The sequence below is a fragment of the Massilia sp. 9096 genome (genome assembly GCF_000745265.1).
In the GTDB taxonomy this organism is placed as follows: domain Bacteria; phylum Pseudomonadota; class Gammaproteobacteria; order Burkholderiales; family Burkholderiaceae_D; genus Telluria.
In genome coordinates this window covers 2,547,641-2,574,018 of the sequence record NZ_JQNN01000001.1, presented here as the reverse complement: position 1 = coordinate 2,574,018, position 26,378 = coordinate 2,547,641, and the positions used below count along the sequence as shown (strand labels likewise).

General features: G+C 64.9%; 27 protein-coding genes and 1 tRNA gene. 24 read left to right on the top strand and 4 right to left on the bottom strand.

Annotated elements, in window-relative coordinates; genetic code table 11:
* Positions 1 to 80 precede the first annotated feature (80 nt).
* The 5 genes from FA90_RS10920 (at position 81) to FA90_RS10900 (ending at position 5,016) form a co-directional block, all read left to right on the top strand.
* Complete coding sequence (locus FA90_RS10920; RefSeq protein WP_036175253.1) at positions 81 to 464, top strand: anti-sigma regulatory factor; 384 nt, start codon at positions 81 to 83, stop codon at positions 462 to 464.
* On the top strand, positions 452 to 1,498 hold the full coding sequence (locus FA90_RS10915) for a SpoIIE family protein phosphatase (RefSeq protein ID WP_036168674.1): 1,047 nt from the start codon (positions 452 to 454) through the stop codon (positions 1,496 to 1,498). Before FA90_RS10920 ends, FA90_RS10915 begins: the two co-directional genes overlap by 13 nt.
* Complete coding sequence (locus tag FA90_RS10910) at positions 1,495 to 2,817, top strand: sensor histidine kinase (protein WP_036168672.1); 1,323 nt, start codon at positions 1,495 to 1,497, stop codon at positions 2,815 to 2,817. Before FA90_RS10915 ends, FA90_RS10910 begins: the two co-directional genes overlap by 4 nt.
* On the top strand, positions 2,814 to 4,709 hold the full coding sequence (locus FA90_RS10905) for a response regulator (protein ID WP_036168670.1): 1,896 nt from the start codon (positions 2,814 to 2,816) through the stop codon (positions 4,707 to 4,709). The genes FA90_RS10910 and FA90_RS10905 overlap by 4 nt, the downstream gene beginning before the upstream one ends.
* Before the next feature lie 118 nt (positions 4,710 to 4,827).
* Positions 4,828 to 5,016 (top strand): hypothetical protein, encoded by a 189-nt coding sequence (locus tag FA90_RS10900; protein WP_036175250.1) that lies wholly within the window; start codon positions 4,828 to 4,830, stop codon positions 5,014 to 5,016.
* Positions 5,017 to 5,040: 24 nt separating this feature from the next.
* On the opposite strand, the gene FA90_RS10895 is transcribed toward FA90_RS10900, so the two are convergent.
* From FA90_RS10895 to FA90_RS27510, 3 genes are all read right to left on the bottom strand, one after another.
* Positions 5,041 to 6,198, bottom strand: coding sequence for an acyltransferase (locus FA90_RS10895; RefSeq protein ID WP_156116665.1), 1,158 nt, complete (start codon positions 6,196 to 6,198; stop codon positions 5,041 to 5,043).
* Between the two features lie 385 nt (positions 6,199 to 6,583).
* The gene (locus FA90_RS10890) at positions 6,584 to 7,579 is read right to left on the bottom strand and encodes a pitrilysin family protein (protein WP_036168665.1); all 996 of its coding nucleotides are present in this window, start codon (positions 7,577 to 7,579) and stop codon (positions 6,584 to 6,586) included.
* 103 nt (positions 7,580 to 7,682) lie between these two features.
* A complete protein-coding gene (locus FA90_RS27510; RefSeq protein WP_275041311.1) occupies positions 7,683 to 7,808 on the bottom strand; it encodes a hypothetical protein in 126 nt (41 codons plus the stop codon).
* Between the two features lie 311 nt (positions 7,809 to 8,119).
* Between FA90_RS27510 and FA90_RS10885 the strand changes: the two genes are divergently transcribed.
* From FA90_RS10885 to FA90_RS10875, 3 genes are all read left to right on the top strand, one after another.
* Positions 8,120 to 8,878 carry a GIN domain-containing protein gene (locus tag FA90_RS10885; protein WP_036168664.1) on the top strand — a complete coding sequence of 253 codons (759 nt, stop codon included), beginning with the start codon at positions 8,120 to 8,122 and terminating at the stop codon, positions 8,876 to 8,878.
* A gap of 25 nt (positions 8,879 to 8,903) precedes the next feature.
* Complete coding sequence (locus tag FA90_RS10880; RefSeq protein ID WP_036168662.1) at positions 8,904 to 9,518, top strand: tetratricopeptide repeat protein; 615 nt, start codon at positions 8,904 to 8,906, stop codon at positions 9,516 to 9,518.
* Positions 9,519 to 9,697: 179 nt separating this feature from the next.
* Positions 9,698 to 10,015, top strand: coding sequence for a KGG domain-containing protein (locus FA90_RS10875; RefSeq protein WP_036168660.1), 318 nt, complete (start codon positions 9,698 to 9,700; stop codon positions 10,013 to 10,015).
* Between the two features lie 126 nt (positions 10,016 to 10,141).
* Here FA90_RS10875 and FA90_RS10870 read toward each other — a convergent pair whose 3' ends face one another.
* The gene (locus tag FA90_RS10870; protein ID WP_081933783.1) at positions 10,142 to 11,572 is read right to left on the bottom strand and encodes an SGNH/GDSL hydrolase family protein; all 1,431 of its coding nucleotides are present in this window, start codon (positions 11,570 to 11,572) and stop codon (positions 10,142 to 10,144) included.
* 281 nt (positions 11,573 to 11,853) lie between these two features.
* On the opposite strand from FA90_RS10870, the gene FA90_RS10865 reads away from it, so the two are divergent.
* From FA90_RS10865 to nuoL, 16 genes are all read left to right on the top strand, one after another.
* Positions 11,854 to 12,840, top strand: coding sequence for an NAD(P)H-quinone oxidoreductase (locus tag FA90_RS10865; RefSeq protein ID WP_036168658.1), 987 nt, complete (start codon positions 11,854 to 11,856; stop codon positions 12,838 to 12,840).
* 111 nt (positions 12,841 to 12,951) lie between these two features.
* On the top strand, positions 12,952 to 13,698 hold the full coding sequence (tpiA, locus tag FA90_RS10860) for a triose-phosphate isomerase (RefSeq protein ID WP_081933782.1): 747 nt from the start codon (positions 12,952 to 12,954) through the stop codon (positions 13,696 to 13,698).
* Between the two features lie 44 nt (positions 13,699 to 13,742).
* A complete protein-coding gene (gene secG / locus FA90_RS10855; RefSeq protein WP_036168654.1) occupies positions 13,743 to 14,180 on the top strand; it encodes a preprotein translocase subunit SecG in 438 nt (145 codons plus the stop codon).
* 209 nt (positions 14,181 to 14,389) lie between these two features.
* Positions 14,390 to 14,474, top strand: a tRNA-Leu gene (locus FA90_RS10850).
* Positions 14,475 to 14,686: 212 nt separating this feature from the next.
* Positions 14,687 to 15,046, top strand: coding sequence for an NADH-quinone oxidoreductase subunit A (locus FA90_RS10845; RefSeq protein ID WP_036175244.1), 360 nt, complete (start codon positions 14,687 to 14,689; stop codon positions 15,044 to 15,046).
* 3 nt (positions 15,047 to 15,049) lie between these two features.
* On the top strand, positions 15,050 to 15,526 hold the full coding sequence (locus FA90_RS10840; RefSeq protein WP_036168651.1) for an NADH-quinone oxidoreductase subunit B family protein: 477 nt from the start codon (positions 15,050 to 15,052) through the stop codon (positions 15,524 to 15,526).
* A gap of 18 nt (positions 15,527 to 15,544) precedes the next feature.
* On the top strand, positions 15,545 to 16,138 hold the full coding sequence (locus FA90_RS10835) for an NADH-quinone oxidoreductase subunit C (RefSeq protein ID WP_036168649.1): 594 nt from the start codon (positions 15,545 to 15,547) through the stop codon (positions 16,136 to 16,138).
* Positions 16,138 to 17,391: an NADH-quinone oxidoreductase subunit D gene (locus FA90_RS10830; protein WP_036168647.1), complete on the top strand. Its 1,254-nt coding sequence runs from the start codon at positions 16,138 to 16,140 to the stop codon at positions 17,389 to 17,391. Before FA90_RS10835 ends, FA90_RS10830 begins: the two co-directional genes overlap by 1 nt.
* Positions 17,392 to 17,421: 30 nt before the next feature.
* Positions 17,422 to 17,898, top strand: a complete 477-nt coding sequence (nuoE, locus tag FA90_RS10825) for an NADH-quinone oxidoreductase subunit NuoE (RefSeq protein WP_036168645.1) — start codon at positions 17,422 to 17,424, stop codon at positions 17,896 to 17,898.
* A complete protein-coding gene (gene nuoF / locus FA90_RS10820) occupies positions 17,895 to 19,190 on the top strand; it encodes an NADH-quinone oxidoreductase subunit NuoF (RefSeq protein ID WP_036168642.1) in 1,296 nt (431 codons plus the stop codon). Before nuoE ends, nuoF begins: the two co-directional genes overlap by 4 nt.
* Positions 19,191 to 19,205: 15 nt before the next feature.
* The gene (gene nuoG / locus FA90_RS10815; protein ID WP_036168640.1) at positions 19,206 to 21,560 is read left to right on the top strand and encodes an NADH-quinone oxidoreductase subunit NuoG; all 2,355 of its coding nucleotides are present in this window, start codon (positions 19,206 to 19,208) and stop codon (positions 21,558 to 21,560) included.
* A gap of 14 nt (positions 21,561 to 21,574) precedes the next feature.
* Positions 21,575 to 22,645 (top strand): NADH-quinone oxidoreductase subunit NuoH, encoded by a 1,071-nt coding sequence (gene nuoH / locus FA90_RS10810; RefSeq protein ID WP_373994606.1) that lies wholly within the window; start codon positions 21,575 to 21,577, stop codon positions 22,643 to 22,645.
* Positions 22,646 to 22,659: 14 nt separating this feature from the next.
* A complete protein-coding gene (gene nuoI / locus FA90_RS10805; RefSeq protein WP_036168636.1) occupies positions 22,660 to 23,148 on the top strand; it encodes an NADH-quinone oxidoreductase subunit NuoI in 489 nt (162 codons plus the stop codon).
* Positions 23,149 to 23,184: 36 nt separating this feature from the next.
* Entirely contained in the window at positions 23,185 to 23,853 is a 669-nt protein-coding gene (locus tag FA90_RS10800; protein WP_036168634.1) for an NADH-quinone oxidoreductase subunit J, read from the top strand.
* Positions 23,850 to 24,158, top strand: coding sequence for an NADH-quinone oxidoreductase subunit NuoK (gene nuoK, locus FA90_RS10795; RefSeq protein ID WP_036168632.1), 309 nt, complete (start codon positions 23,850 to 23,852; stop codon positions 24,156 to 24,158). The genes FA90_RS10800 and nuoK overlap by 4 nt, the downstream gene beginning before the upstream one ends.
* Before the next feature lie 44 nt (positions 24,159 to 24,202).
* Positions 24,203 to 26,368, top strand: a complete 2,166-nt coding sequence (gene nuoL, locus FA90_RS10790; RefSeq protein WP_036168630.1) for an NADH-quinone oxidoreductase subunit L — start codon at positions 24,203 to 24,205, stop codon at positions 26,366 to 26,368.
* The last annotated feature ends 10 nt before the right edge of the window (positions 26,369 to 26,378 follow it).

Here is a 26,378-nt window from a genome sequence, read left to right as displayed (position 1 = left end):
GCGCCGCTCTCAACACCGAACAGCCGTTCTATGCCGAGCTGCTCGAGCAGCACCGGGAGCAGCGCACCGCTCGCCAGACGATGCCGGTGCGCACGGACGAGGACGTGGTCGCCGTGCGCCGCCACGTGCGCGAGCGCGCGGTCGGGATCGCGCTGTCGCTGGTCGACCAGACCAAGCTGGTGACGGCGGCGAGCGAACTGGCGCGCAACACCATCAAGTACGGCGGCGGCGGCGACGTCTACCTGGACGCGCTCGACGACGGACTGCGCAAGGGCGTCGGCCTGGTCTTCGTCGACAGCGGTCCGGGCATCCCCGACATCCAGATGGCGCTGCGCGACGGCTACACCACCGGCGGCGGCCTCGGCCTGGGCCTGAGCGGGTCGAAGCGCCTGGCTGACGAGTTCATGATCGAAACCCGGGTTGGAGAGGGGACCGCGGTCTCGATCGTCAAATGGAAACGCTGATCACCTCGCTGGCGCCGCAGCTCACCTTCCCGATCAAGCATGCGAGCGACGTCGCGGCCGCGCGCCGCGCCGGCCAGAAGCTGGCCGACGAACTCGGCTTCACCGAAGTCCAGGCCGGCCGCCTGGCGATCGTCATTACCGAGGCCGGCACCAACATCCTCAAGCACGCCGACGAAGGCACGCTGTACGTGATGCAGGCCCAGTCCGGCGCGCAGTCGGGCGCGAGCGTGCCCGGCATCGACGTGCTTGCGGTCGACGCCGGTCCCGGCATCGCCGACCTGGCCACCAGCCTGCAGGACGGCGTCTCGACCGCCGGCACGGCCGGCACCGGCCTGGGCGCACTGCGCCGCCAGTCGGACGAATTCGACGTCTGGTCGCTGCGCGGCCGCGGCGCCGCCTTCTTCATGCGCCTGTGGAAAGGCCCGACCCCGCCCGCGCCGTGCGGCGTCGAAGTCGGCGCCCTGTGCGTGCCGCTGGCCGGCGAGAATGCCTGCGGTGACGGCTGGGCGGTCAGCTGCGGCCTGGACGGCGCGACGCTGCTCGCCGTCGACGGCCTCGGCCACGGCCCCGACGCCGCCAAGGCCGCCGCCGCCGCGATCGCCTCGATCGAGCGCTTTCCGCACGCCGAGCCGTCCGACCTGATGCAGCGCGCCCACGAAGCCATGCGCACCACGCGCGGCGCGGCGCTGTCGCTGGCGCGCGTGACCTATGCCGGCGACCAACTGCGCTTCGCCGGGATCGGCAACGTGGCCGGGCTGGTGGTCGACCACGGCGTTCGCCGTGCGCTGGTATCGCACAACGGCATTGTCGGCAACAATATGCGCAAGGTGCAGGAGTTCGCGGTGGATTTCCCGCCGGGAGCGCTGTGCGTCATGCATTCGGACGGGCTGCACACGCAGTGGGATCTGGGCGACTACCCGGGCCTGCTGGCGCGCACACCCGCCATCGTCGCCGGCATCCTGATGCGCGACTTCATCCGCCGCCGCGACGACGCCATGGTGCTGGTCGCGCGCAGGAAGGGAGAATCACGATGAGCCCGCAGCGTCTGCTGAACGTCAGCCTGGGCAACGAGCAGGACGTGGTGCTGGTGCGCCAGCGCGCGCGCCAGATCGCGCAGCTGCTCGGGTTCTCGCAGCAGGACCAGGTGCGCGTCGCCACCGCGGTCTCGGAAGTGGCGCGCGCGGTGTGCCAGCTCGGCTTCGGGGCGCGCGCCGCCTTCTGCGTGTGCACGGTCGGCGGACGCCAGCTGCTCGAAGTGGCGATCGGCGCGCGCCCGGACGCGCGCGGCGCGCTGGCCGACGACGCGCTGGTGACCGCCTACCGCCTGATGGACGACTGCGAGGTCGAACAGGGCGCCGAGGCCGGGCAGGGCGCGACCCTGGTGACCATGCGCAAATGGCTGCCGTCGCAATCCTGGGTCGGGCCGGCGCGCCTGGCCGAGTTGTCAGGCCAGCTGGCCAAGGACAGCCCGGTGGCCAACACCTATCTCGAGGTGCACCAGCAGAACCGCGAGCTGGCCTCGGCCCTGGCCGAGCTGCGCGAGCGCCAGGACGACCTGGTGGCGCTGACGCGCGAACTCGAAGACACCAACCGCGGCATCGTCGCGCTGTACGCCGAGATCGAGGACAAGGCCGAGCGCCTGCGCAAGGCCGACGAAATGAAGTCGCGCTTCCTGTCCAACACCAGCCACGAGCTGAGGACGCCCTTGTCGTCGATCCGCGCGCTGGCCAAGCTGCTGCTGGACCGCATGGACGGCGACCTGACGCAGGAGCAGGAGCGCCAGGTGCGCTTCATCGACGCCGCCGCCACCGATTTGTCCGAGCTGGTCAACGACCTGCTCGACCTGGCCAAGATCGAGGCCGGCAAGGTCGAGGTGCTGCTCGCGCCGGTGCTGGTCGAGAACCTGTTTCGCGCGCTCAAGGGCATGCTGCGGCCGCTGGTCGACGACGCCCGCGTCGAGCTGGTGTTCGATACCGGCGGCATCGAGGCGCCGTTCGAGTCGGACGAAGGCAAGATTTCGCAGGTGCTGCGCAACTTCATCTCGAACGCGCTCAAGTTCACCGAGCAGGGGGCGGTCACGGTCTCGGCCTTCCAGGACCCCGTGTCCATCACCTTTTCGGTGGCCGACACCGGGATCGGCATCAGCGCCGACAACCTGCAGCTGATCTTCGAGGAATTCAGCCAGATCGAACATCCGCTGCAGCGCCGCAGCAAGGGCACCGGCCTGGGCCTGCCGCTGTGCCGCAAGCTGGCCGAGCTGCTCGGCGGGCGCATCGAAGTGAGCAGTGAGCTGGGCGCGGGCTCGACCTTTTCGCTGGTCCTGCCACGCAGTTTTACGATGGAACCCACATGACCACTTCCCACCTGATCCTGAACGTCGACGACAATGACGGCGCCCGCTACGCCAAGACGCGCATCCTCAAGAGCGCGGGCTTCGAGGTGATCGAGGCGACCAACGGCACCGATGCGCTGGCCACCGTCAAGCGCGGCGGCGTGGCGCTGGTGCTGCTCGACGTGAAGCTCCCGGACATCAACGGCATCGAAGTGTGCCGGCGCATCAAGTCCGATCCGGACAGTTCGCTGGTGCTGGTGCTGCAGACCTCGGCCGCGCTGACCGGCCGCGCCGACAAGATCCGCGGCCTGGAAGGCGGCGCCGACAACTACCTGGCGGCGCCGATCGAGGCCGACGAGCTGATCGCCAACGTCAACGCGCTGCTGCGCATGCGCCAGACCCAGAGCGCGCTGCGCGACAGCGAAGAGCGCTTTCGTCAGCTGACCGACAACATCGAGGACGTGTTCTGGATGTTCTCGGTGCCGGCGCGCGCGCTCGAATACGTCAGCCCGGCCTATGCCACCATCTGGGGCCGCGAGCCCGCGTCGCTCGAGCGCGCACCGGGCAGCTGGCTGGACGCGGTGCACATGGACGACCGCGCCCACGTGGCGCGGCTGTGGGAGGCGGTCCAGACCGAGCCGCATTACGAGGCCGAATTCCGCCTCAACCTGCCGGACGGCACCCAGCGCTGGGTGCGCGACCGCCTGTTCCCGGTGCGCGACGGCCGCAACGAGGTGTACCGGGTGGCGCGCGTCACCAGCGACATCACGCGCCGCAAGGAGATGGAGGCGCTGCTGCGCGCGGCCGACGTCAACAAGAACGAATTCCTGGCCACGCTCGCGCACGAGCTGCGCAACCCGCTCTCGCCGATCCGCAACGCGGCCGCGCTGCTGGGCGCCGCGGGGGAGGGCGCGGCCGAGCGCCAGGCGCGCGCGCGCGACGTGATCACGCGCCAGGTCGACCACCTGGCGCACCTGGTCGACGACCTGCTCGACGTGGCGCGCATCTCGGAAGGCAAGATCGTGCTGCGCCATGAAGAAGTCGACATGAAGGGCGTGATCGCCCAGGCGGTGGAAACCGCGGCGCCGCTGATCGCGGCGCGCGAGCACACGCTGGAAGTGGTCGAACCCGAGCAGCAGATCTGGGTGATGGGCGACCCGGTGCGCCTGGCGCAATCGATGGGCAACCTGCTGCACAACGCCGCCAAGTTCACGCCCAAGGGCGGCCACATCCGGGTCGAAGTGAAGCTCGACGGCGAGCAGGTGCGCATCGCGGTGCAGGACAACGGCATCGGCATCACCGAAGACAACCTGTCGCGCATCTTCGGCATGTTCGCCCAGGCCGCGGTGCCGCCCGACCGTGCGCCGGAAGGCCTCGGCATCGGCCTGTCGCTGGTCTCGCGCCTGCTCGAGATGCACGGGGGGCGCCTGGCCGCCACAAGCCCCGGCATCGGCCTGGGTTCCACCTTCACGGTCGAACTGCCGGTGCTGCGCACGTCGGCGCCGCAGCAGGCGGCGTACGCGCCGGTCGAGCAAGCCGCGCCGCCTTCCGGCAGCGGCGGGCGCCGCGTGCTGCTGGTGGACGACAACGTCGACGCGATGGAGATGATGGCCTTCCTGCTGGCCGAGATGGGCTACGACGCCCACACCACCGCCGACGCCAGCCGCCTGATCGACATGGCGCTCGAGCGCCGGCCGGACGTGATCGTGCTCGACATCGGCCTGCCGGGCGTGGACGGCTACGAACTGGCGCGCATGCTCAAGCAGCATCCGCAGCTGAACGCGATCCGCCTGGTCGCGCACACCGGCTACGGTTCGCCGGAAGACCGGCGCAAGGCGCGCGAGGCGGGCTTCGACGCCCACCTGGTCAAGCCGGCCGAACTCGGCGATCTGGAAGACGCGCTGCGCGGCTGAGCGCGCCCGGTCGCGCATCGTGTGCGGATCGTGCGCTGTTCTGCGTGCAGCAGCGCACGAACAGCGCAGCCGTACCGGGCTAATCTGGTTCCAACGTCAACCACGATTGGAGGTCATCATGCCCCGCGGAGCCAGCCCGAAGCGCGAAGCCGAGTACGAGAAGCTCGAAACCGAATTCAAGAAAGAACACCGCTATCCCGGCCGCGAGGAAGAAGTCGCCTCGCGCATCGTCAACAAGCAGCGCGCCGAGAAGGGCGAGGCCAAGCAGTCCTCGGGCGGCGGCTCGAAGCAGTCGGCCAGGAAGTAAACCGGGGTAAGTGGGCCGTTCCGCTCAGCCGCGGACAACGCCTTCGGCGCCGGCCAGGCCATGCGCCTCGGCCTGCGCCATTCCTCCCGACAGCGCCAGGCGCAGCGCGTCGCTGTAGACCGGTGCATGGGCAGGACGCGGACGGCGACGGCGCTCGACCACGACCGTGCCTTTCGCGCGCGCGCCGATCATCAGGTTGAACAGCGTCGGCATCGTCTTCATGGCGGACTGGTAAGCCGCGACCAGCACGACTGCGACGAGCGCCGTGGCCAGCAGCGAGTAAAGCAGCGGCGGCACTGGGACCGGCGATTTCGCGGCCAGCATCTTCAGGACGTGCAATACCGGCGTGTGGGCCAGGAACACGAAGAAGCTGTACCGGCTGTTCCTTGCGGCCCAATTGCCGAGCGCGCTGCCGATCAGGTGCGAGAAGGCGACCCACACCAGCACCGGCGACAGCAGGTAAATCACCATGTTGTCGACGCGCAAGAACACTGCGGCCGTGCAGGCACCGATCAGCACCACGATCGCTGGCGTGGCAAAGCGATCAAAGCGGGTGATCTCCCACTTGCCGACCGCAGCCCAGCCGCCCAGGTAGAACATGACCGCCATTGTGTCGCGATTGACCAGGTGGCCGTCGAGGTCACCCAGGAAGACTGCGCACACCAGCGCAAAGCCAACGATCGGCGCACGGCGCAGGAACAAGCCGAACACCGGCGTCAACAACACCAGCACAAACAGGTCACGTAAGAAATGCAGTGCGCCGTTGAATGGGACATTGTCGTAAGCAATCAGGGCGTTGATGAATTCAGCATGGCTTTTGTGGGTCGCTTCGTAGAACATGCTCCACCCTGTAGCGTATTCCAGCACGTATTGCGCAGCAAAGTACAGCATGTTAAAGAAGAAGAACGGCACTACGAGGGTCATGCTTTTCTTTTTGTAGAGCTTGACTGGCGCCAGGTCCAATCCGGAGCTGAACAGCAGGAAGGCCGAGATCATGGTCAGCGTCGGGACCGCGAAACGTCCCAAGCGGTCCTGGAAAATGCAGGTGAAGACCGTCCAGAAGTCGGACAAATCGACTTTCGCGATATTCGGCTCGTTGACTGTATGCAGGAACACGACCGTGAGGATCAACAACGTACGCAGCATTGAAATACGGCCGGCAATAGCGATATCGATTTTCAAGGTGATGTCCTGGTGATGAGAAGTCGGCTGCAAGTTCGTCGATCGTTTTGTACCGGCCGACAAGGCGTTTTTACTCTAGCTCATCGATACTAGCATTGCATTTTTGTAAAAGTCAAATAGGCAACATTTGATAATTTAAAGTATTTACTTTACTAAAACTTTCAACATATCAATACAAGTTTTATTAAGGAAATATAAATTTGAGGATGATTTTGTAATATGTGGATTTTCAGCAAATTGCGTGACCAGATTAGATAAAGCTGCGATGTCATTCGTCAGTATTGCCAAATAAATAAATGTAAATACAAGGCTGCGAACAACAAAAGAATCCCGGGGTGGGAGCCCGGAATCGTGGTTAAAACGCCGCGCCGCAACGGCGCCGTATTTACTGCTCGGTGACCGTGAACGCGCCGAACGGCTTCAGCTGCTCACCCACCGCCTTCGCATCGCCGACCGCGACGATGCTCTGGTTTTCCGGCGCGAGGTATTTCTTCGCCACCGCCCGCACCTGTTCGGGCGTCACTTTCTCGATCAGCGGCACGTACTGGCCGAGGAATTCGGCCGGCAGTCCGACCAGCCAGTTACTCGCCAGCGTGCCAGCCACTTCGCCCAGCATCTGGTTGCGCAGCAGGTAGCTGCCAGCGACGTAGCGCTTGTATTCGGCCAGGTAGTCGGCCAGCGTCGCGCCGGTCACTTCGTTGCGCACATCGGCGCCGCCGGCCACGTTGCCGCCTTCGCGCAGCAGCGTCGCCCCGGCCGATGCGCCGTAGGTGTAGTCCTTTTCCTCGCGCAGCTTGAGGTTGACGCGGCTCGAGAAGCCGCCGCCGAGGATGGTGCTGGCCAGGCGCAGCGGAATCTGCTCGCCGGCAGCGGCGGGGATACCGGGACCGCCGACGCGGACGGTCGACTGTACGCTGCCGGCGCGCTCGAGCCGCCGGCGCACCGGTTTCGCGGCGGCCGCGACTCTCGGCGCGCCGGCGGCGGCCGGGCCGCTGGCTTTCCATTCCCCGATGGCTTGCTGGGCCAGGCGCATCGCCTCGGCTTCGCCGATGCGGCCGGTGATCACCAGCAGCGCGCGTTCCGGGCGGAAGCGGCGCGCGTGCTCGCTGCGCAGCAGCTCCTCGCCGGTCGCTCCAATCGACTCCGCGGTCGGCGCGGTCCTTGGCCGGGAAGGCCGCGGTGAGCGCGACTTCGGCCAGCAGGTTGGCGAACCCGGGCGGGAGTGATCATCGGCGCCCAGACCGGCGTCGCGCACCGCCAGCACCATGTCCACGCGCAGCACGCCGGTGCGCGGCGGGACCCAGACTTCGAGGCCGCTGGCCAGCTTTTTCTTGGCGATCTGCGGCACCGGCAACGGCTTGTCCTTGGCGTAGTCGGGCATGCTGGCCGGTTGGCTTGCGCCGGGGTGTCGGCGGCATGGGCGCCATGCGCGCACAGCGCGGCGAAGGCCATCGTCAGCAGCAGTTTGTTCACCGGTGCGCTCCTCATGTCTTGTCGGTGGCAGGCGCAGCCGGGGCGGCCGGCTTGGCTGCCGGCTTGCGGTCGATCACGGTGCGGTTGGCTAGCACCAGGTAGGTAGCGGCGGTGCGCTGGATGTCGGCGGACGTCACGCCCTCGATCCACCCCGGCACCTGCCCGCCAGCAGGGCTGGCAGGTGGAGCAGGCGCATGGAAAACCTTTATAGGATGCGATGACGAAGATTGCCGTCGTTAGGGCTTGGTGGCAATGTTAATATTAACTTATTGCAATATAAAACAGTATCGTTTTTGGTTTGGTAGTCGATACGCCTGCATGCCAGCCCCGCAATCGTGTCGCTGGGCTGGCGTTTTTCGCAGTTCGTCGCAATCCGCTGGGCCGGCGCGGTCTCGGGTCTTAATCTGTCGACATGGCTAAAGTAGAAACAACACATCGGGAGAAGCGGATGAACAAGACCCTATCGATCGGCCTGGCCTGCGTGATGCTGTGCGGCGGGTCCGGCGCCGCACGGGCGGGCGCGGCGGACGACCAGGCGCGCCCGATCGACGGGCGCGTCACGCGCGTGCACGTGGACGGACCGGTCGACTTGCGCATCCGCCAGGGCAGGGCGGCCGCGCTGCTGCTGACCGGCGATCCGCGCTTCTTCGGCAACACCGTCACCGAGCAGCGCGGCGACACGCTCAGCATCGAACCCGAGGGGCGCGCCCACGGACGCCTGGGCGCGCTGCGCGTCGAGCTGACCCTGCCGGCGCTGCGCGAAGTAATCTCCGACAGCCTGGGCACGACCGACATCGCTGGCTTTTCCGGCGACGCGCTCGAGCTGACCCTGGACGGCGCCGGCTCGATGCGCGTGGACAGCAGCTACCGCATGGTGACGGTCAACCTGGGCGGCGTGGGCAGCATGCAGCTGCAGGGCATGGACGCCGAAGGGATCAAGCTCAACCTGCAGGGCGCCGGCCTGATCTCGCTGAGCGGGCGCGCGCACTGGCTGAAGGCAGACCTGGGTGGACTCGGCAGCCTGGAAGCACGCCAGCTGCAGGTCGAGAGCGTCAACATCGACCTGTCCGGCCTGGGCAACGCGCACGTGACGGCGCGCCAGAACGCCAACCTGAGCCTGTCCGGCATGGGCTCGGTGACGGTGTATGGCAAGCCGCTCAACCGCAAGGTCGCGGTCGACGGGCTGGGCAAGGTCAGCTGGCAGTAACCGGGGACGCAAGCGTACGACGACGATGAAAAAATTGACGATTGCGATCCTGGCTGCGCTGGCCGTGCACGGCAGCGCGCAGGCAGGCTTCACCGAAGGCGCCAACGCCTACAACGCGCGCAACTATGCGCTCGCGCTGAAGGAAATCACGCCGCTGGCGCGCGCCGGCAACGCCGACGCCGAGCACCTGCTCGGCCTGATGTACTACATGGGACGCGGCGTGCCGCGCGACTACAAGCAGGCGTTTGCCTGGCACTACAAGGCCGCCCAGCAGGGTAAGGCCGATGCCGAGTACGTGGTCGGCGCGATGTACTACACCGGTAATTCGGTGCCCCAGGACGAGAAGCTGGCGGTGCAGTGGTTCCGCAAGGCGGCCGAGCAGGGCCATCCGGACGCGCAGTACGCACTCGGCCTGATGTACCGCAATCACGTGGCTGGGGTGCCGCAGGATGTGGTCATCGCCTACATGTTGTGGAATCTGGCCGCCGCGAATGGACACAAAAATGCGGTCCAGCAGCGCACCGCGCTGGCGCGCCAGATGACCGAAGAGCAGATCGACGAAGCCCAGGCCTTGTCGCGTAACTGGAAGTCCGGCATGGCGCTGCCGACCCAGTCCCGCAGCGGCGCCATTGCACCATGACAGGGAGTTATTGAACAAAGAATTACATTCTGTTGACCAGAAGTTGCTGACAGGTGCCGAAGGTATAGTCCTACAAACCAATGGCCGTATCATTCTGTTCAGCCCGTCGATTCATGACTACGATGAAGTCCTCAGCTGATGCAAATCGGCTGTTTCATCCCAACAATTAGGAGGCTATCATGGCATCGAACCAAGGCGGTAACAAAGGCAACAACCAGAGCGGCGACACCAGCAACCGCGGTTTCGCATCGATGGATCCGCAGAAGCAGCGCGAGATCGCTTCCGAAGGCGGCAAGGCCGCACACGCTTCGGGCAACGCCCACGAGTTCAACTCGGAAGAAGCACGTCGTGCCGGCTCGATGAGCCACAAGAACGACGGCAACAACCAGTCCGAAGGCGGCGGCAACCAGCAGAGCGGTAACAGCACCCGCGGCGGCTCGCCGGAGCAGCACGCCAAGGCCGGCTCGCAGAGCCACAAGAACGACAACAAGCGCTGATCGATCCGTCGATCGCCACGGACCGGTGCCCACCGCAAGACGCGGCAGGCCGATGCAGGTCCACAGCGCTGCTGTCGAGCGCCAGCCTCCCCGGCTGGCGCTTTTTATTTGCCTGTCGCTTGCGCATCACTTGCCGGTCTGCGCCTCGGCGCGCACCTGGGCCGTCGACTTCAGGTACACCGGACCGAGCGAGCGGAACAGCTCCAGCGGCACCGCATTGCCCATGGCCTGGTAGCCCAGGTCGTTGGGGTGCAGGTGGTCGCCGCTGTCGTAGGCCGGCAGGAAGCGGGTCGGATGGCTCGGATCGCGCGTGACGCGGTCGAAGTCGATCACGCCGTCGAACTCGTCGCCGGAACGGATCCAGTTGTTGACGCCCTGGCGGATCACCTCTTTATCGGCCGAGTAATAGCCGGCGCCCTCGAACGGCGTCAGCGTGGCGCCGTAGACCGCGATGCCTTTCGCGTGCGCGCGCGCGATCAGCTGGCGGTAGCCGGCGATCAGGTCATCCAGCGTGAGCGGGGCGGTGGCCGAGCTGTTGCCGATGTCGTTGATGCCCACCAGTACCGTCATGTATCGCACCCCGGCGGTGGCCAGCACGTCGCGATCGAAGCGCTCGAGCGCGCTGCGTCCGGCCAGCGAGCCTTCCGGCGGATTGGTCAGCAGGCGGTTGCCGCTGATGCCGCGGTTGACCACGCCGATGCGGCTGTTGATGCCGCCGACCGGATCGAGCGTGATCTGCAGGCGCCGCGCCAGCCAGTCGGGCCAGCGGTTGTTGGTGTCGGGCGTGCTGCGGGTGCCGTCGGTGATCGAGTCGCCCAGCGTGACGATGGCCGTGCTGCCGCCGGCCTGGCCGCCGCTGACGTCGACTTCGGTCAGGAACGGCCACGACAGGATGGTGCGGTCAAGCGGGAAGGTCGCCGCCCCGGTGAAGTCGCCGGCCAGCGAGACGTAGTTGGTCTGGCTGGCGGTGCCGTGGATGGTGGTCGCGCCGACCGCGCCCGGCAGGTACAGGCTGATCGCCAGGTCGGACAGCGGCGCCACCTCCAGGTCGACCGGATCGGACAGCACCGGCGCGCCGGGCGGCACCGTGATCGAGGTGCGCCCGCTGAAAGTCAGCGGACGGTCGGTGCCGGCCTGGATGTTGGCGCCGTTGCCGACCCCTGTGGCGCGCAGCGCGACGTGGGCGCCACCGATCGTCAGCGCGGTCGAACCGAACTCGTTCGACAGGCGGATGCGCACGCGGTTGCCGCCGACGCTGGTGTGCACGATCAGGCGCACCGTCTGGTTGGTGAAGACATGGGTGTTGGCCGGCAGCGGCGGGCCGCCGGGACCCGCACCCCAGGTGCCGACCCAGCGCTCGGTGCTCCAGTCTTGCGCCGCTTGTGCGCGAACGACCGGCGGGTGCAAGGCCATCGCCGTGGCCAGCGTCAGGCCGGCCAGGAAGAAGCCGCGGCGTGCCTGGCGCGGGCTGGCCGGACGGGACGGCGTCGTGGACCTGCGCGGTCCGGCAGTGAAACGGCGCCCGGCGTCCAGCAGGGCAGGAAGGCTCAACTTCATGTCTCGCTCCTTTTGTGAAGCGGTCGCATGGCATGGCGCGGGAAGCGCGATGCGGTTTGCATGAGGCCGCTGTGCCAATCTAGGTGGGCTGGAGCATAAGGACAAGACAGGTTCGGACCGAATGGTTGAGCTAGGCTAACTCGTGATGCATTACGGCTGCCTTCTAGCATTAAGTTGCGCCTTGTTAGCGTTATCAGCAATTTCTAATCATGGGCTCGCTTGGTGACGTTCTGGTGATGGCGTACAATTGACACAATTTTAACTAGCCCACCAACCACACCATGCGCGCTATCGAAATCACGCAGCCCGGCAAACCCGAGGTGCTGCAACCCTGCGAACGTCCCATGCCGGTCCTGAAAGACGGCGAAATCCTGATCCACGTCCTCGCGGCCGGGGTCAACCGGCCCGACGTGTTCCAGCGTCTCGGCCAGTACCCTGTGCCGCCGGGCGCGTCCGACCTGCCCGGCCTGGAAGTGGCCGGCGAAATCGTCGACGGCGACCTCGGCGACAGCGGTTTCAAGAAAGGCGACCTGGTCTGCGCCCTGGTGCAGGGCGGCGGCTACGCCGAGTACTGCGCGGCGCCGCTCGAACAATGCCTGCCGGTGCCGAAAGGCCTGAGCGCGGTCGAGGCGGCGTCGCTGCCGGAAACGTTCTTCACGGTGTGGGGCAACGTGTTCCAGCGCGCGGCGCTAGGCGAAGGCGAAAGCCTGCTGGTGCAGGGCGGCAGCTCGGGCATCGGCGTGACGGCGATCCAGATCGCCCACGCCCTGGGCCATCGCGTGTTCGCCACCGCCGGCACGCCGGACAAGTGCCGCGCCTGCGAAGACCTGGGCGCCGAGCGCGCGATCAATTACAAGAGCGAGGACTTCGTTGCGGTCGTCAAGGAACTCACCGGCGGGAACGGTGTCAATGTAGTGCTCGACATGGTCGGCGGCGACTACGTGGCGCGCGAGATCGACTGCCTGGCCGACGACGGCCGCATTGCCATCATCGCGCTGCTGGGCGGGGCCAAGGCCCAGATCGACCTCGGCCAGGTACTGCGCCGGCGCCTTTCGATCAGCGGTTCGACGCTGCGCCCGCGCCCGGTGGCGTTCAAGGCGCGCATCGCACGCGAGCTGCGCGAGCAGGTGTGGCCGCTGATCGAGGCCGGCAAGATCAAGCCGGTGATCCACAAGGTGTTCCCGCTGGATCAGGCGGCCGCTGCGCACACGCTGATGGAAAGCAGCGAGCACGTCGGCAAGATCGTGCTTGCCGTGGCCGACGCATGAGGGCAGGGGAGACACGATGATCGACTATGAAAAAATGCTGATGGTCAAGCATTGTTTGACCGGTTTTTCAACGACCGCTACAATAGCGGGTTATTTGACCGTGAGGTTCTGATGCGTGCCAAACTCATCATAGGCAATTGGAAGATGAATGGCAGCCGAGCGGCCAATGCGGAATTGTTGAATGGGATCGTTGCCGGACTCGACGGCGCCGAGGCGGCTTGCGCGGTGTGCGTGCCGGCGCCGTACCTGCAGCAATGCCAGGATGCGCTGAGCGGCACCGCGGTCGCGTGGGGCGCACAGGATGTCTCGATGCACGAATGCGGTCCCTACACCGGTGAGGTATGCGCGGCCATGCTGGCCGAGTTCGCCTGCCGTTACGTGATCGTCGGCCATTCCGAGCGCCGCGCCTACCACCGCGAAACCAGCGAGCTGGTGGCGAAGAAGGCGCTGGCGGTACTGGCCGAGGGCATGACCCCGATCGTCTGCGTTGGCGAAACGCTGGCCCAGCGCGACGCGGGCGAGACCATGCAGGTGGTCGGCGAGATGCTCGGCGCGGTCCTGGAAAAGCTCGATCCGGCGGCGCTCGAAAAGCTGGTCGTGGCCTACGAGCCCGTCTGGGCGATCGGCACCGGCAAGAACGCGACGCCGGAGACGGCGCAGGAAGTCCACGCGCACCTGCGCGCGCAGATCCGCGTGCGCAACGCCCAGGCGGCGCAAGTCGTGCCGATCCTGTACGGCGGCAGCATGAAACCGGATAATGCCGGGGCGCTGCTGGCGCAGCCGGACATCGACGGCGGCCTGATCGGCGGGGCGGCATTGAAAGCCGGGGACTTCCTCGGGATCATCAAAGCGGCTTGAATAGATTTGCAACGTAGTTAAACCTTGGAATGGAATAGATAACAATGAACATGCTGTTCAATCTGATCGTCGTCGTACAGGTGGTGTCCGCACTGGCCATCATCGGCCTGGTGCTGGTGCAGCACGGCAAGGGTGCCGACATGGGCGCCGCCTTCGGTTCCGGCGCGTCCGGCAGCCTGTTCGGCGCCAGCGGCTCCTCGAACTTCCTGTCGAAGTCGACGGCGGTCGCCGCCGCCGTGTTCTTTGCCTCGACCCTGGGCCTGGCCTATTTCGGCACCAGCCGTCCGCACGCCAGCGTCGGCGGCGGCGTGATGGATCGCGTTACTGTTCCTGCGGCCAAGGGTCCGGCGCTGCCGTCGAGCGGCGCCGGCAGCGCGGTGCCGACCGCGCCGGTGCAATCGGCGCCGGTCGCACCGGTGCCGCAAGACGTGCCGGCCGCGCCGGCGGCAGCCCCGGCCGCTCCGGCCGCGCCTGCGAAGTGATTTATTGACGGGCAGTACCTTCCTGCAGGCGACTGCAGGAAGGCGTAACATGATGGGTGCTGGCTGTCATCACCCGTCCGGCGGCATCTCAACCCGCCTTGTGGTAAATACAGTTTTTTAAAGTTGAGAAAAAAAGCATATTTTCCTTAGCCAAGGTCAATTTGAGCATTGAAAAATGCTGCTAAGGCAGGGTAAAATACTGGTCTCCAGCCGACGTGGTGAAATTGGTAGACACGCTATCTTGAGGGGGTAGTGGCGCAAGCTGTGCGAGTTCGAGTCTCGCCGTCGGCACCAAGATACTGAAGCCAGCTAGGGCGCAAGAGCTTTCGCTTGCAGGCCTAGCTGGTTTTTTTACGAGGATCTTTCGGACGTCTGGTAAGCCGTCACAGGTTTGTCGGACTTTCGAGTCGTACGATCCTGGTGTTGGCACCGAGCCAGGATTGCACGATGCGGTACTGCGGCCCCTGCAGTGTTTTATCAACCGATCGTTCAACAAAGGCTTCATCGTGAACCTCGAGAATTACTTCCCCGTCCTACTTTTCCTGCTGATCGGCACCATCGTCGGTGTCTCTTCGCAGGTCCTCGGCCGCGTCGTCGGTCCGCACCGCCCCGACCCTGCCAAGCTCTCACCGTATGAATGCGGCTTCGAAGCCTTCGAAGATGCGCGCATGAAGTTCGACGTCCGGTATTACCTGGTCGCGATCCTGTTTATTTTGTTTGATCTGGAAACGGCATTCTTCTTCCCCTGGGGCGTCTCCATGCGCGAACTGGGCTTTGGTGCGTTCCTGACGATGATGGTGTTCATTGCCGAATTCATCGTTGGTTTCTGGTACATCTGGAAGAAAGGTGCCCTTGATTGGGAATGAGCCATGTCTATTGAAGGCGTTTTAAACGAAGGTTTTGTAACCACCACAGCCGACAAGCTGGTCAACTGGGCGCGTACCGGCTCGATGTGGCCGATGACGTTCGGCCTGGCCTGCTGCGCCGTCGAGATGATGCACGCGGGCGCCGCACGCTACGACCTCGACCGCTTCGGCGTGGTGTTCCGCCCGTCGCCGCGCCAGTCCGACGTGATGATCGTGGCCGGCACCCTGTGCAACAAGATGGCGCCGGCGCTGCGCAAGGTCTACGACCAGATGGCCGAGCCGCGCTGGGTGATCTCGATGGGTTCCTGCGCCAACGGCGGCGGCTACTATCACTACTCCTACTCGGTCGTGCGCGGCTGCGACCGCATCGTGCCGGTCGACGTCTACGTCCCGGGCTGCCCGCCGACCGCCGAGGCTCTGCTCTACGGCATCATCCAGCTGCAGAACAAGATCAAGCGCACCTACACTATCGCGCGTTAATCCAGGCCTTACAAAAAAATGACGACTAAGATCGAAGCCCTTGAACTCGCCCTGAAGAACGTGCTGGGCGAGGGCGCCGCCATTACCTCGGCGCTGGGCGAAGTCACGGTAGTGGTGAAGGCGGCCGATTACCTGGCCTCCATGCAGAGTCTGCGCGACGACCCCAGCCTGCGTTTCGAAGAGATGATCGACCTGTGCGGCGTGGACTACGCGTCGTATGGCGAAGGCGAATGGGACGGCTTGCGTTTCGCCGTCGTGACGCACCTGCTGTCGGTGACGCACAACTGGCGCGTGCGCGTGCGCGTGTTCTGCCCGGACGACGAAATGCCATTGGTGCAATCGATTACAGGCATCTGGCGCAGCGCCAACTGGTTCGAGCGCGAGGCGTTCGACCTGTTCGGCATCCTGTTCGAAGGCCACGGCGACCTGCGCCGCATCCTCACCGACTACGGCTTCATCGGCCATCCGTTCCGCAAGGACTTCCCGATTTCGGGCTATGTCGAGATGCGCTACGACCCCGAGCAGAAGCGCGTGATCTACCAACCGGTGACGATCGAACCGCGCGAGAACATTCCGCGCGTGATCCGCGAAGAAACCTACGGGATGAAATAATGGCTGAGCTTAAGAATTACACCCTGAACTTTGGTCCGCAGCACCCGGCAGCGCACGGCGTGCTGCGCCTGGTGCTGGAGCTGGATGGCGAGGTCATCCAGCGCGCCGACCCGCACATCGGCCTGCTGCACCGCGGTACCGAAAAGCTGGCGGAAACCCGCACCTACCTGCAGTCGGTGCCGTACATGGACCGCCTCGACTACGTCTCGATGATGTGCAACGAGCACGGTTACGTGCTGGCCATCGAGCGCCTGCTCGGGATCGAAGTGCCGATCCGCGCGCAGTACATCCGCACCATGTTCGACGAGATCACGCGCATCCTGAACCACCTGATGTGGCTGGGTGCGCACGCGCTGGACATCGGCGCCATGGGCCCGTTCCTGTACGCTTTCCGCGACCGCGAAGACCTGTTCGACGTGTACGAAGCGGTGTCGGGCGCGCGCATGCACGCGGCCTACTACCGCCCGGGCGGCGTGTACCGCGATCTGCCGGACGTCATGCCGAAGCACAAGCCCTCGCTGGTGCGCAGCCAGCGCGCCGTGGACGAGCTCAACGAAATCCGCCAGGGTTCGGTGCTCGACTTCATCGACGGCTTCACCCAGCGCTTCGACGGCTACGTCGACGAATACGAGACCCTGCTGACCGACAACCGCATCTGGAAGCAGCGTACCGTCGGCATCGGCGTGGTGTCGCCGGAAGACGCGCTGGGCATGGGCTTCACCGGCCCGATGCTGCGCGGCTCGGGCATCGCCTGGGACCTGCGCAAGAAGCAGCCGTACGCGGCCTATGACAAGGTCGAGTTCGACATCCCGGTCGGTACCAACGGCGACTCCTACGACCGCTACCTGGTGCGCGTGCAGGAACTGCGCGAAGCGAACCGCATCATCAAGCAGTGCATTACCTGGCTGCGCGCGAATCCGGGTCCGGTCATGACCAGCAACCACAAGGTCGCTCCGCCGTCGCGCCTGGACATGAAGACCAACATGGAATCGCTGATCCACCACTTCAAGCTGTTCACCGAAGGCTTCCCGGTGCCGAAGGGCGAGGCGTATGCCGCCATCGAGCATCCGAAGGGCGAATTCGGCGTGTACATCGTGTCGGACGGCGCCAACAAGCCGTACCGCCTGAAGCTGCGCACCCCGGACTACGTGCACCTGCAGAGCCTGGACGAGATGGCGCGCGGCCACATGATCGCCGACGCCGTCACGATCATTGGTACCCAGGACATCGTGTTCGGCTCGATCGACCGCTGAGCCTGAAAAGTCTGAAAGGCAGAAGAGATTATGTTATCTGAGCAGTGCTTAAAAAAAATCGACCGCGAACTGGCCAAGTACCCGGCCGACCAGCGCCAATCGGCCGTGATGGCCGCGCTGGCCCACGCGCAAGTCGAAAAGGGATGGCTGTCGCCTGAGACGATGCAGGAAGTCGCCGACTACATCGGCATGCCCGCGATCGCCGTGCAGGAAGTGGCCACCTTCTACAACATGTACAACATCAAGCCGGTCGGCAAGCACAAGATCACCGTGTGCACCAACCTGCCGTGCGCCCTGTCGGGCGGCGAGCGCGCCGGCCAGCGCATCAAGGATGCATTGGGCATCGATTACCGCGGCACCACCGAAGACGGCCAGTTCACGCTGGTCGAAGGCGAATGCATGGGTGCTTGCGGCGACGCGCCGGTCATGCTGGTGAACAATCACCGCATGTGCTCGTTCATGAGCGACGAGAAGATCGACGCCCTGCTGGAGGAACTCAACAAATGACCAGTCTGCACGACCGTCACATCAAGCCGCTGATCCTGAAGGACCTGAACGGCGAAAACTGGCACCTGGCCGACTACGTCAAGCGCGGCGGCTACTCGGCCCTGCGCAAGATCCTGGAAGAGGGCATCGCGCCGGAAGCCGTCATCGCCGACCTGAAAACGTCGGGCCTGCGCGGCCGCGGCGGCGCCGGTTTTCCGACCGGCCTGAAGTGGAGCTTCATGCCGCGCCAGTACCCGGGCCAGAAATACCTCGTCTGCAACACCGACGAAGGCGAGCCGGGCACGTTCAAGGACCGCGACATCATCCGCTACAACCCGCACGCGCTGATCGAAGGCATGGCCATCGGCGCCTACGCGATGGGCATCACCGTGGGCTACAACTACATCCACGGCGAGATCTTCCAGGACTACCTGCGCTTCGAAGAGGCGCTGGAAGAGGCGCGCGCCGCCGGCTTCCTGGGCGATAACATCCTGGGTACGGCATTCTCGTTCCAGCTGCACGCGCACCACGGCTACGGCGCCTACATCTGCGGCGAAGAAACCGCGCTGCTGGAGTCGCTCGAAGGCAAGAAGGGCCAGCCGCGCTTCAAGCCGCCGTTCCCGGCCTCGTTCGGCCTGTACGGCAAGCCGACCACGATCAACAACACCGAGACCTTCGCCGCCGTCCCGTTCATCCTGAACCTGGGCGCGGCCGAGTACATGGCCCTCGGCAAGCCGAACAACGGCGGCACCAAGATCTTCTCGATCTCGGGCGACGTCGAGCGTCCGGGCAACTACGAAGTTCCGCTCGGCACCCCGTTCGCCACCCTGATGGAGCTGGCCGGCGGTATGCGCGGCGGCAAGAAGATCAAGGCGGTGATCCCGGGCGGCTCGTCCGCGCCGGTGATCCGCGGCGACGTCATGATGAACACCGACCTGGACTACGACTCGATCGCGAAAGCCGGTTCGATGCTCGGTTCGGGCGCCGTGATCGTCATGGACGAGACTCGCTGCATGGTCAAGTCGCTGCTGCGCCTGTCCTACTTCTACTACGAGGAATCGTGCGGCCAGTGCACGCCGTGCCGTGAAGGCACCGGCTGGATGTACCGCATGGTGCACCGTATCGAGAACGGCCACGGCCGTCCGGAAGACATGGACATGCTGAACTCGGTCGCCGACAACATCCAGGGCCGCACCATCTGCGCGCTGGGCGATGCCGCCGCGATGCCGGTTCGCGCGATGATCAAGAACTTCCGCGAAGAATTTGAATATCACATCGAGCACAAGCACTGCTTGGTGCCGACTTACCTCTAAGCAGGTACCCGACAAATGGTAGAAATCGAATTAGACGGCAAGAAAGTCGAAGTCCCACCAGGTTCGATGGTGATGGACGCCGCAAACAAACTGGGAACCTACATCCCGCACTTCTGCTATCACAAGAAATTGTCGATCGCTGCGAACTGCCGCATGTGCCTGGTCGAAGTCGAAAAGGCGCCGAAGCCTTTGCCGGCCTGCGCCACGCCGGTTTCGCCGGGCATGATCGTGCGCTCGCACAGCGACAAGGCGGTGCAGGCGCAGAAGTCCGTGATGGAATTCCTGCTGATTAACCATCCGCTGGATTGCCCGATCTGCGACCAGGGCGGCGAATGCCAGCTGCAGGATCTGGCGGTCGGCTACGGCAAGGGCGAATCGCGCTACAAGGAAGAAAAGCGCGTCGTCACGCCGAAGGAAGCCGGTCCGCTGATCTCGATGGAAGAGATGGCGCGCTGCATCCAGTGCACCCGTTGCGTCCGCTTTGGCCAGGAAGTGGCCGGCGTGATGGAATTCGGCATGGTCGGCCGCGGCGAGCACTCGGAAATCACGACGTTCGTCGGCAAGACCGTCGACTCGGAAGTGTCGGGCAACATGATCGACCTGTGCCCGGTGGGAGCGTTAACGTCGAAACCGTTCCGCTTCTCGGCGCGTCCGTGGGAACTGCAGCGCCGCCGCTCGGTGTCGCCGCACGATTCGCTCGGCTCGAACCTGATCGTGCAAGTCAAGGGCGGCAAGGTCATGCGCGTGCTGCCGCTGGAAAACGAACACATCAACGAGTGCTGGCTGTCGGACAAGGACCGCTTCTCGTATGAGTCGCTGGACAACGCGTCGCGCCTGATCAACCCGATGATCAAGCAGGGCGGCCAGTGGCAGGAAACCGATTGGCAGACCGCCCTCGAGTACGTCGCCCACGGCCTGCGCAACATCCGCCACGAGCACGGCGCGGACAGCATCGCCGCCGTCGGCACCGCCCACTCGACCGTGGAAGAGCTGTACCTGCTGCAAAAGGCGATGAAGGGCTTTGGCGTCAACAACGTCGACTTCCGCCTGCGCCAGACCGACTTCGCCCTCGACGGCCAGGTCGTACCGCACCTGGGCCTGCCGATCGCCGACCTGTCGACCCTCAAGCGCGTGCTGGTGGTCGGCTCGTTCCTGCGCAAGGACCACCCGCTGGCCGCGCTGCGCATCCGCGCCGCCGTCAAGTCGGGCGCCAAGCTGTCGATCGTCCACGGTTCGCATGACGACAACCTGATCCCGACCGCCAACCGCCTGATCGCCGCTCCGAGCGACTGGCTGGCTGCGCTGTCGGAAATCGCCGTCGCCGTCGCCGCCGCCAAAGGCATCGCCGCCCCGGCCGGTTTCGAAAACATCCAAGCGGGCGACGTCGCCAAGTCGATCGCCGCGACCCTAGCGGTCGAGAACGGCGCCGAGTCGCTCGGCGCCGTCCTGCTGGGCAACGCCGTCGCCAACCACCCGCAAGCCTCGAAGCTGCACGCCGTGGCGCAGTGGATCGCCGAGCAGACCGGCATGAAGTTCGGCTATTTCGTCGAAGCGGCCAACACGGTCGGCGGCTACCTGGTGGGCGCGACGTCCGCCAACGCCGCCAACCTGTTCGCGCAGCCGAAGAAAGCCTACGTGCTGCTCAACGCCGAGCCGGAACTGGACGCCGCCAACCCGTCGCAAGCCATTCGCGCGCTGCAAGGCGCCGAGATGGTCGTCGCGATGTCGGCCTTCAAGCACGGCATGGACTACGCCGACGTGCTGCTGCCGATCTCGCCGTTCTCGGAGACCGCCGGTACGTTCGTGAACTGCGAAGGCCGCGCACAGAGCTTCAACGGCACCGTCAAGCCGCTGGGCGAGACCCGTCCGGCCTGGAAAGTGCTGCGCGTGCTGGGCAACCTGCTGGGCCTGCAAGGTTTCGACTACGAGACCGCCGAGTCGATCCGTGACGAAGCGCTGGGCAAGGGCGTGACCGACCATTCGGCCAAGCTGAACAACGTCGCCAACCTGACCGTTTCGGCAGCGTCTTATGGCAATGGCAGCCAGGTCGAGCGCCTGGCCGACGTGCCGATCTACTTCACCGACGCGCTGGCGCGCCGTTCGGAGCCGCTGCAGCGCACCGCCGACGCGCAAGCGCCGCTGGCGACCCTGCCGGCAACGCTGGCCGAGCAGCTGGGCGTCAAGGAAGGCGACCTGGTCACCGTGTCGCAAGGGCAGGGCGCCGTCAACCTGGTCGCCGCGATCGACACCCGCCTGCCGGCGAACGTCGTGCGCGTGGCCGCCGGTCATGAACTGACCTCGGTCCTGGGCGACATGTTCGGCTCGATCAACGTAAGCAAAGCAACCATCCAAGCAGCGGAGGCCGCGTAATGTCGATTCCTGACATGATTGACAATCTGGAAGCCGGCGGCGCCGGCTTGATGGGCTCGACGGCCTGGACCTTCGTCTGGACGCTGGTCAAGATCGTCGTCGTCCTGCTGCCGCTGATGGGCCTGGTGGCCTATCTGGTGCTGTGGGAGCGCAAGCTGATCGGCTGGATCCACATCCGCGTCGGCCCGAACCGCGTTGGCCCGGCCGGCCTGCTGCAGCCGATCTCGGACGCCCTGAAGCTGCTGCTCAAGGAAATCGTGACCCCGGCGAAAGCCACCCCGAGCCTGTTCTTCATCGGCCCGCTGATGACGATCATGCCGGCGCTGGCCGCCTGGGCCGTGATCCCGTTCGGCCCGCAAGCCGCACTGGCCAACGTCAACGCCGGCCTGCTGCTGCTGCTGGCGATCACCTCGATGGAAGTCTACGGCATCATCATCGCCGGCTGGTCGGCCAACTCGAAGTACTCGTTCATGGGGGCGATGCGCGCGTCGGCCCAGATGATCTCGTACGAGATCCCGATGGGCTTCGTGATGGTCGTGGTGCTGATGGTCTCGGGTTCGCTGAACTTCTCGGACATCGTCGGCGCGCAAGCCCGCGGCATGATGGCCGAGCACGGCGTCAACATCCTGTCGTGGAACTGGCTGCCGCTGCTGCCGCTGTTCGTGATCTACATCATCTCCGGCCTGGCCGAGTGCAACCGCCACCCGTTCGACGTGGTGGAGGGTGAATCGGAAATCGTGGCCGGCCACATGGTCGAGTACTCGGGCATGTCGTACGCCATGTTCATGCTGGCCGAGTACGCCAACATGATCCTGATCGGCACGCTGGCCGCGATCATGTTCCTGGGCGGCTGGGAAGCGCCGTTCAAGTTCCTGGAATTCGGTGGCGGTTTCGGCGGCTTCTTCTGGCTGTTCGCCAAGGTCTTCCTGATCCAGTCGCTGTTCATCTGGATCCGTGGCACCTTCCCGCGTTACCGCTATGACCAGATCATGCGCCTGGGCTGGAAAGTCTTCATCCCGGTGACCCTGATCTGGCTGGTGCTGGTTGCAGGCGTGATGCAGTCGCCTTGGAACATCTGGAAGTAAGGACGTACATCAAAATGACACGAGTAAAAGAGATCTTCGGCAGCTTGATGCTGACCGAGCTGTTCAAGGGCCTGGCCCTGACCGGCAAATACGCGTTCAAGCGCAAGATCACGGTCCAGTATCCGGAAGAAAAGACCCCGATCTCGCCGCGCTTCCGTGGCCTGCACGCGCTGCGCCGCTACCCCAACGGGGAAGAGCGCTGCATCGCCTGCAAGCTGTGCGAAGCCGTGTGCCCGGCGATGGCGATCACGATCGAATCGGCGCAGCGCGAGGACGGCACCCGCCGCACCACGCGCTACGACATCGACCTGACCAAGTGCATCTTCTGCGGTTTCTGCGAAGAGTCGTGCCCGGTCGATTCGATCGTCGAGACCCAGGTGCTGGAATACCACGGCGAAAAACGCGGCGACCTGTACTACACCAAGGAAATGCTGCTGGCGGTGGGCGATCGCTACGAAAACGAGATCGCCGCGGCACGCGAAGCGGATGCCAAGTACCGCTAATAAAGCAAAATTAAAAGAGGGGCTCCTGCGTTAGTCATGGAATTCACAACTGTTCTGTTCTACGTCTTCTCGGCCATCATGGTGCTGTCCGGGTTGCGCGTCATTACCGCCAAGAACCCGGTCCACGCCGCGTTGTTCCTGGTGCTCGCGTTCTTCAACGCCGCCGGCATCTGGATGCTGCTGCGGGCCGAGTTCCTGGCCATCGTGCTGGTGCTGGTCTACGTCGGCGCCGTGATGGTGCTGTTCCTGTTCGTCGTGATGATGCTTGACATCAACATCGACCGCATGCGCGAAGGCTTCTGGGGCTACCTGCCGATCTCGGCCGCCATCGGCGCGCTGATCGTGCTGGAGATGGCCGCCGTCCTGTGGCGCGGTTTCCTCGGCCACGGCGACGCGCCGTCCGAAGCGGCCGTCGGCCACATCGGCGGCACCAAGGAGCTGGGCAAGCTGATCTACACCCAGTACATCTACGGTTTCGAGATCGCCGGCATCATCCTGCTGGTCGCGATCATCGCCGCCGTGGCGCTGACCCTGCGCAAGCGCAAGGACAGCAAGGCGATCAACCCGGGCGACGCCGTCCGTGTGAAGCGTAACGACCGCCTGCGCATCGTCAAGATGGATGCGGTGAACCAGAAGGCCATCGACGACGCAGCCATCGCTGCCGCCGCCGCTGCCGCCGCCAACACCACCAAGGAGGCTCCGTGACTCTGTCGCTCGCTCACTACCTGATCCTGGGCGCGATCCTGTTCGCGATCTCCGTGGTCGGTATTTTCCTGAACCGGAAGAACATCATCATCCTGCTGATGGCCATCGAACTGATGCTGCTGGCAGTGAACCTGAACTTTGTGGCGTTTTCCCATTACCTGGGCGACGCGGCAGGGCAGATCTTCGTGTTCTTCATCCTGACTGTCGCGGCCGCCGAATCGGCGATCGGCCTGGCGATCCTGGTGGTCCTGTTCCGTAACCTGGACACGATCAACGTGGAAGACCTCGACAGCCTGAAGGGCTAAGCGGTTTGTTCTGTCAACTCCAACATTAATGCATAAGGTTCAATATGGCGGGGCAAATTAACCCTAACCTCTTGCTGGCGGTGCCACTGGCGCCGCTGGCGGGCTCGGCGATCGCCGGTCTGCTGGGCACCAAGTTCTTCGGCGACGTGGTCGGCCGCAAGGTCTCGACCGCGGCGACCATCGCCGGCGTCTTCATCGCCATGGTCATCTCGATCATGACGCTGAACCAGGTGCTCGACGGCGCCACCTACAACGGCGACGTCTACACCTGGATGACGGTCGGCACGCTGAAAATGGCGGTCGGCTTCCAGATCGACGCCCTCTCCGCGATGATGATGTGCGTGGTGACCTCGGTGTCGCTGATGGTGCACATCTACACGATCGGCTACATGGCCGAGGACGACGGCTACGACCGCTTCTTCTCGTACATCTCGCTGTTCACGTTCTCGATGCTGATGCTGGTCATGTCCAACAACTTCCTGCAGCTGTTCTTCGGCTGGGAAGCGGTGGGCCTGGTCTCGTATCTGCTGATCGGCTTCTGGTACACGCGTCCGACCGCGATCTTCGCCAACATGAAGGCCTTCCTGGTCAACCGCGTCGGCGACTTCGGCTTCATCCTCGGCATCGGCCTGCTTCTGGCCGCGACCGGCACGATGGACTACCAACAAGTGTTCGCGCACAAGGCCCAGCTGGTCGGCATGACCGTGCCGGCCACCGGCTGGCCGCTGCTGACCGCCGCCTGCATCTGCCTGTTCATCGGCGCGATGGGCAAGTCGGCGCAGTTCCCGCTGCACGTCTGGCTGCCGGACTCGATGGAAGGCCCGACCCCGATCTCGGCGCTGATCCACGCCGCGACCATGGTTACCGCTGGCATCTTCATGGTGTCGCGCATGTCGCCGCTGTTCGAGCTGTCGGACACCGCGCTGTCGTTCATCCTGGTCATCGGCTCGATCACCGCGCTGTTCATGGGCTTCCTGGGCATCATCCAGAACGACATCAAGCGCGTCGTGGCTTACTCGACGCTGTCGCAGCTGGGCTACATGACCGTCGCACTGGGCGCCTCGGCCTACAACGCCGCCGTGTTCCACCTGATGACCCACGCCTTCTTCAAGGCGCTGCTGTTCCTGGGCGCGGGTTCGGTCATCATCGGCATGCACCACGACCAGGACATGCGCAACATGGGCGGCCTGCGCAAGTACATGCCGATCACCTGGATCACCTCGCTGCTCGGTTCGCTGGCCCTGATCGGCACCCCGTTCTTCTCGGGCTTCTACTCGAAGGACTCGATCATCGAAGCGGTGCACGCATCGCACCTGTGGGGCTCGGGCTTCGCCTACTTCGCCGTCATCGCCGGCGTGTTCGTGACCGCCTTCTACTCGTTCCGCATGTACTTCCTGGTGTTCCACGGCAAGGAGCGCTTCGGCCTGGCGCACGACCACGCCCATGAGCACGCTCACGCGCACGACGCCCGCCCGGCGACGCCGCACGACGCCGCGGCGCACGCCCATGACGCGCACCAGCAGGTGGTTGCCGCGCATGACCACGACGCGCACGCGCTGCACGACGCCGATGCACACCATGAGGAAGAGGAAGACGATCACGGCCACCACGGCCTGGCCCCGGGCCAGAAGCCGCACGAGTCGCCGTGGGTGGTGACCCTGCCGCTGGTGCTGCTGGCGATCCCGTCGGTGATCATCGGTTTCTTCGCGATCAAGCCGATGCTGTACGGCGACTTCTTCAAGAACGTGATCTTCATCGACCTGGAAAAGCACCCGGCAATGGAAGAACTGGCGCACGAATTCGGCGGCGCCGGCGGCATGGGCGTCCACGCCTTCACCTCGCTGCCGTTCCTCCTGGCGCTGGCCGGCGTGGTCGCCGCGTTCTACTGCTACATGATCAATCCGCGCGTGCCGGCGGCCTTCTACAAGGCCCTCAAGCCGATCCACACGCTGTTGGATAACAAGTACTACATGGACAAGTTCAACGAAGTCGTGTTCGCCGGCGGCGCCCGCATGCTGGGCAAGGGCCTGTGGCAAGTCGGCGACCGCGGCCTGATCGAAGGCATCGTGAACGGTTCGGCCAAGCTGGTGGGTTGGTTCTCGACCATCACCCGTACGTTCCAGACTGGTTACATCTACCACTATGCGTTCGTGATGATCCTGGGCGTGCCGGGTACGCTGCTGTACTTCTTCCCGTTCTGGCGCGCTTAAAAGAGAGAAA

Coding starts and splice junctions, on each gene's coding strand:
- FA90_RS10920 (WP_036175253.1), top strand. CDS start 81: ATGCCGGTGCGCACGGACGAGGACGTGGTCGCCGTGCGCCGCCACGTG.
- FA90_RS10915 (WP_036168674.1), top strand. CDS start 452: ATGGAAACGCTGATCACCTCGCTGGCGCCGCAGCTCACCTTCCCGATC.
- FA90_RS10910 (WP_036168672.1), top strand. CDS start 1,495: ATGAGCCCGCAGCGTCTGCTGAACGTCAGCCTGGGCAACGAGCAGGAC.
- FA90_RS10905 (WP_036168670.1), top strand. CDS start 2,814: ATGACCACTTCCCACCTGATCCTGAACGTCGACGACAATGACGGCGCC.
- FA90_RS10900 (WP_036175250.1), top strand. CDS start 4,828: ATGCCCCGCGGAGCCAGCCCGAAGCGCGAAGCCGAGTACGAGAAGCTC.
- FA90_RS10890 (WP_036168665.1), bottom strand. CDS start 7,579: ATGCCCGACTACGCCAAGGACAAGCCGTTGCCGGTGCCGCAGATCGCC.
- FA90_RS10885 (WP_036168664.1), top strand. CDS start 8,120: ATGAACAAGACCCTATCGATCGGCCTGGCCTGCGTGATGCTGTGCGGC.
- FA90_RS10880 (WP_036168662.1), top strand. CDS start 8,904: ATGAAAAAATTGACGATTGCGATCCTGGCTGCGCTGGCCGTGCACGGC.
- FA90_RS10875 (WP_036168660.1), top strand. CDS start 9,698: ATGGCATCGAACCAAGGCGGTAACAAAGGCAACAACCAGAGCGGCGAC.
- FA90_RS10870 (WP_081933783.1), bottom strand. CDS start 11,572: ATGAAGTTGAGCCTTCCTGCCCTGCTGGACGCCGGGCGCCGTTTCACT.
- FA90_RS10865 (WP_036168658.1), top strand. CDS start 11,854: ATGCGCGCTATCGAAATCACGCAGCCCGGCAAACCCGAGGTGCTGCAA.
- tpiA (WP_081933782.1), top strand. CDS start 12,952: ATGCGTGCCAAACTCATCATAGGCAATTGGAAGATGAATGGCAGCCGA.
- secG (WP_036168654.1), top strand. CDS start 13,743: ATGAACATGCTGTTCAATCTGATCGTCGTCGTACAGGTGGTGTCCGCA.
- FA90_RS10840 (WP_036168651.1), top strand. CDS start 15,050: ATGTCTATTGAAGGCGTTTTAAACGAAGGTTTTGTAACCACCACAGCC.
- FA90_RS10835 (WP_036168649.1), top strand. CDS start 15,545: ATGACGACTAAGATCGAAGCCCTTGAACTCGCCCTGAAGAACGTGCTG.
- FA90_RS10830 (WP_036168647.1), top strand. CDS start 16,138: ATGGCTGAGCTTAAGAATTACACCCTGAACTTTGGTCCGCAGCACCCG.
- nuoE (WP_036168645.1), top strand. CDS start 17,422: ATGTTATCTGAGCAGTGCTTAAAAAAAATCGACCGCGAACTGGCCAAG.
- nuoF (WP_036168642.1), top strand. CDS start 17,895: ATGACCAGTCTGCACGACCGTCACATCAAGCCGCTGATCCTGAAGGAC.
- nuoG (WP_036168640.1), top strand. CDS start 19,206: ATGGTAGAAATCGAATTAGACGGCAAGAAAGTCGAAGTCCCACCAGGT.
- nuoH (WP_373994606.1), top strand. CDS start 21,575: ATGATTGACAATCTGGAAGCCGGCGGCGCCGGCTTGATGGGCTCGACG.
- nuoI (WP_036168636.1), top strand. CDS start 22,660: ATGACACGAGTAAAAGAGATCTTCGGCAGCTTGATGCTGACCGAGCTG.
- FA90_RS10800 (WP_036168634.1), top strand. CDS start 23,185: ATGGAATTCACAACTGTTCTGTTCTACGTCTTCTCGGCCATCATGGTG.
- nuoL (WP_036168630.1), top strand. CDS start 24,203: ATGGCGGGGCAAATTAACCCTAACCTCTTGCTGGCGGTGCCACTGGCG.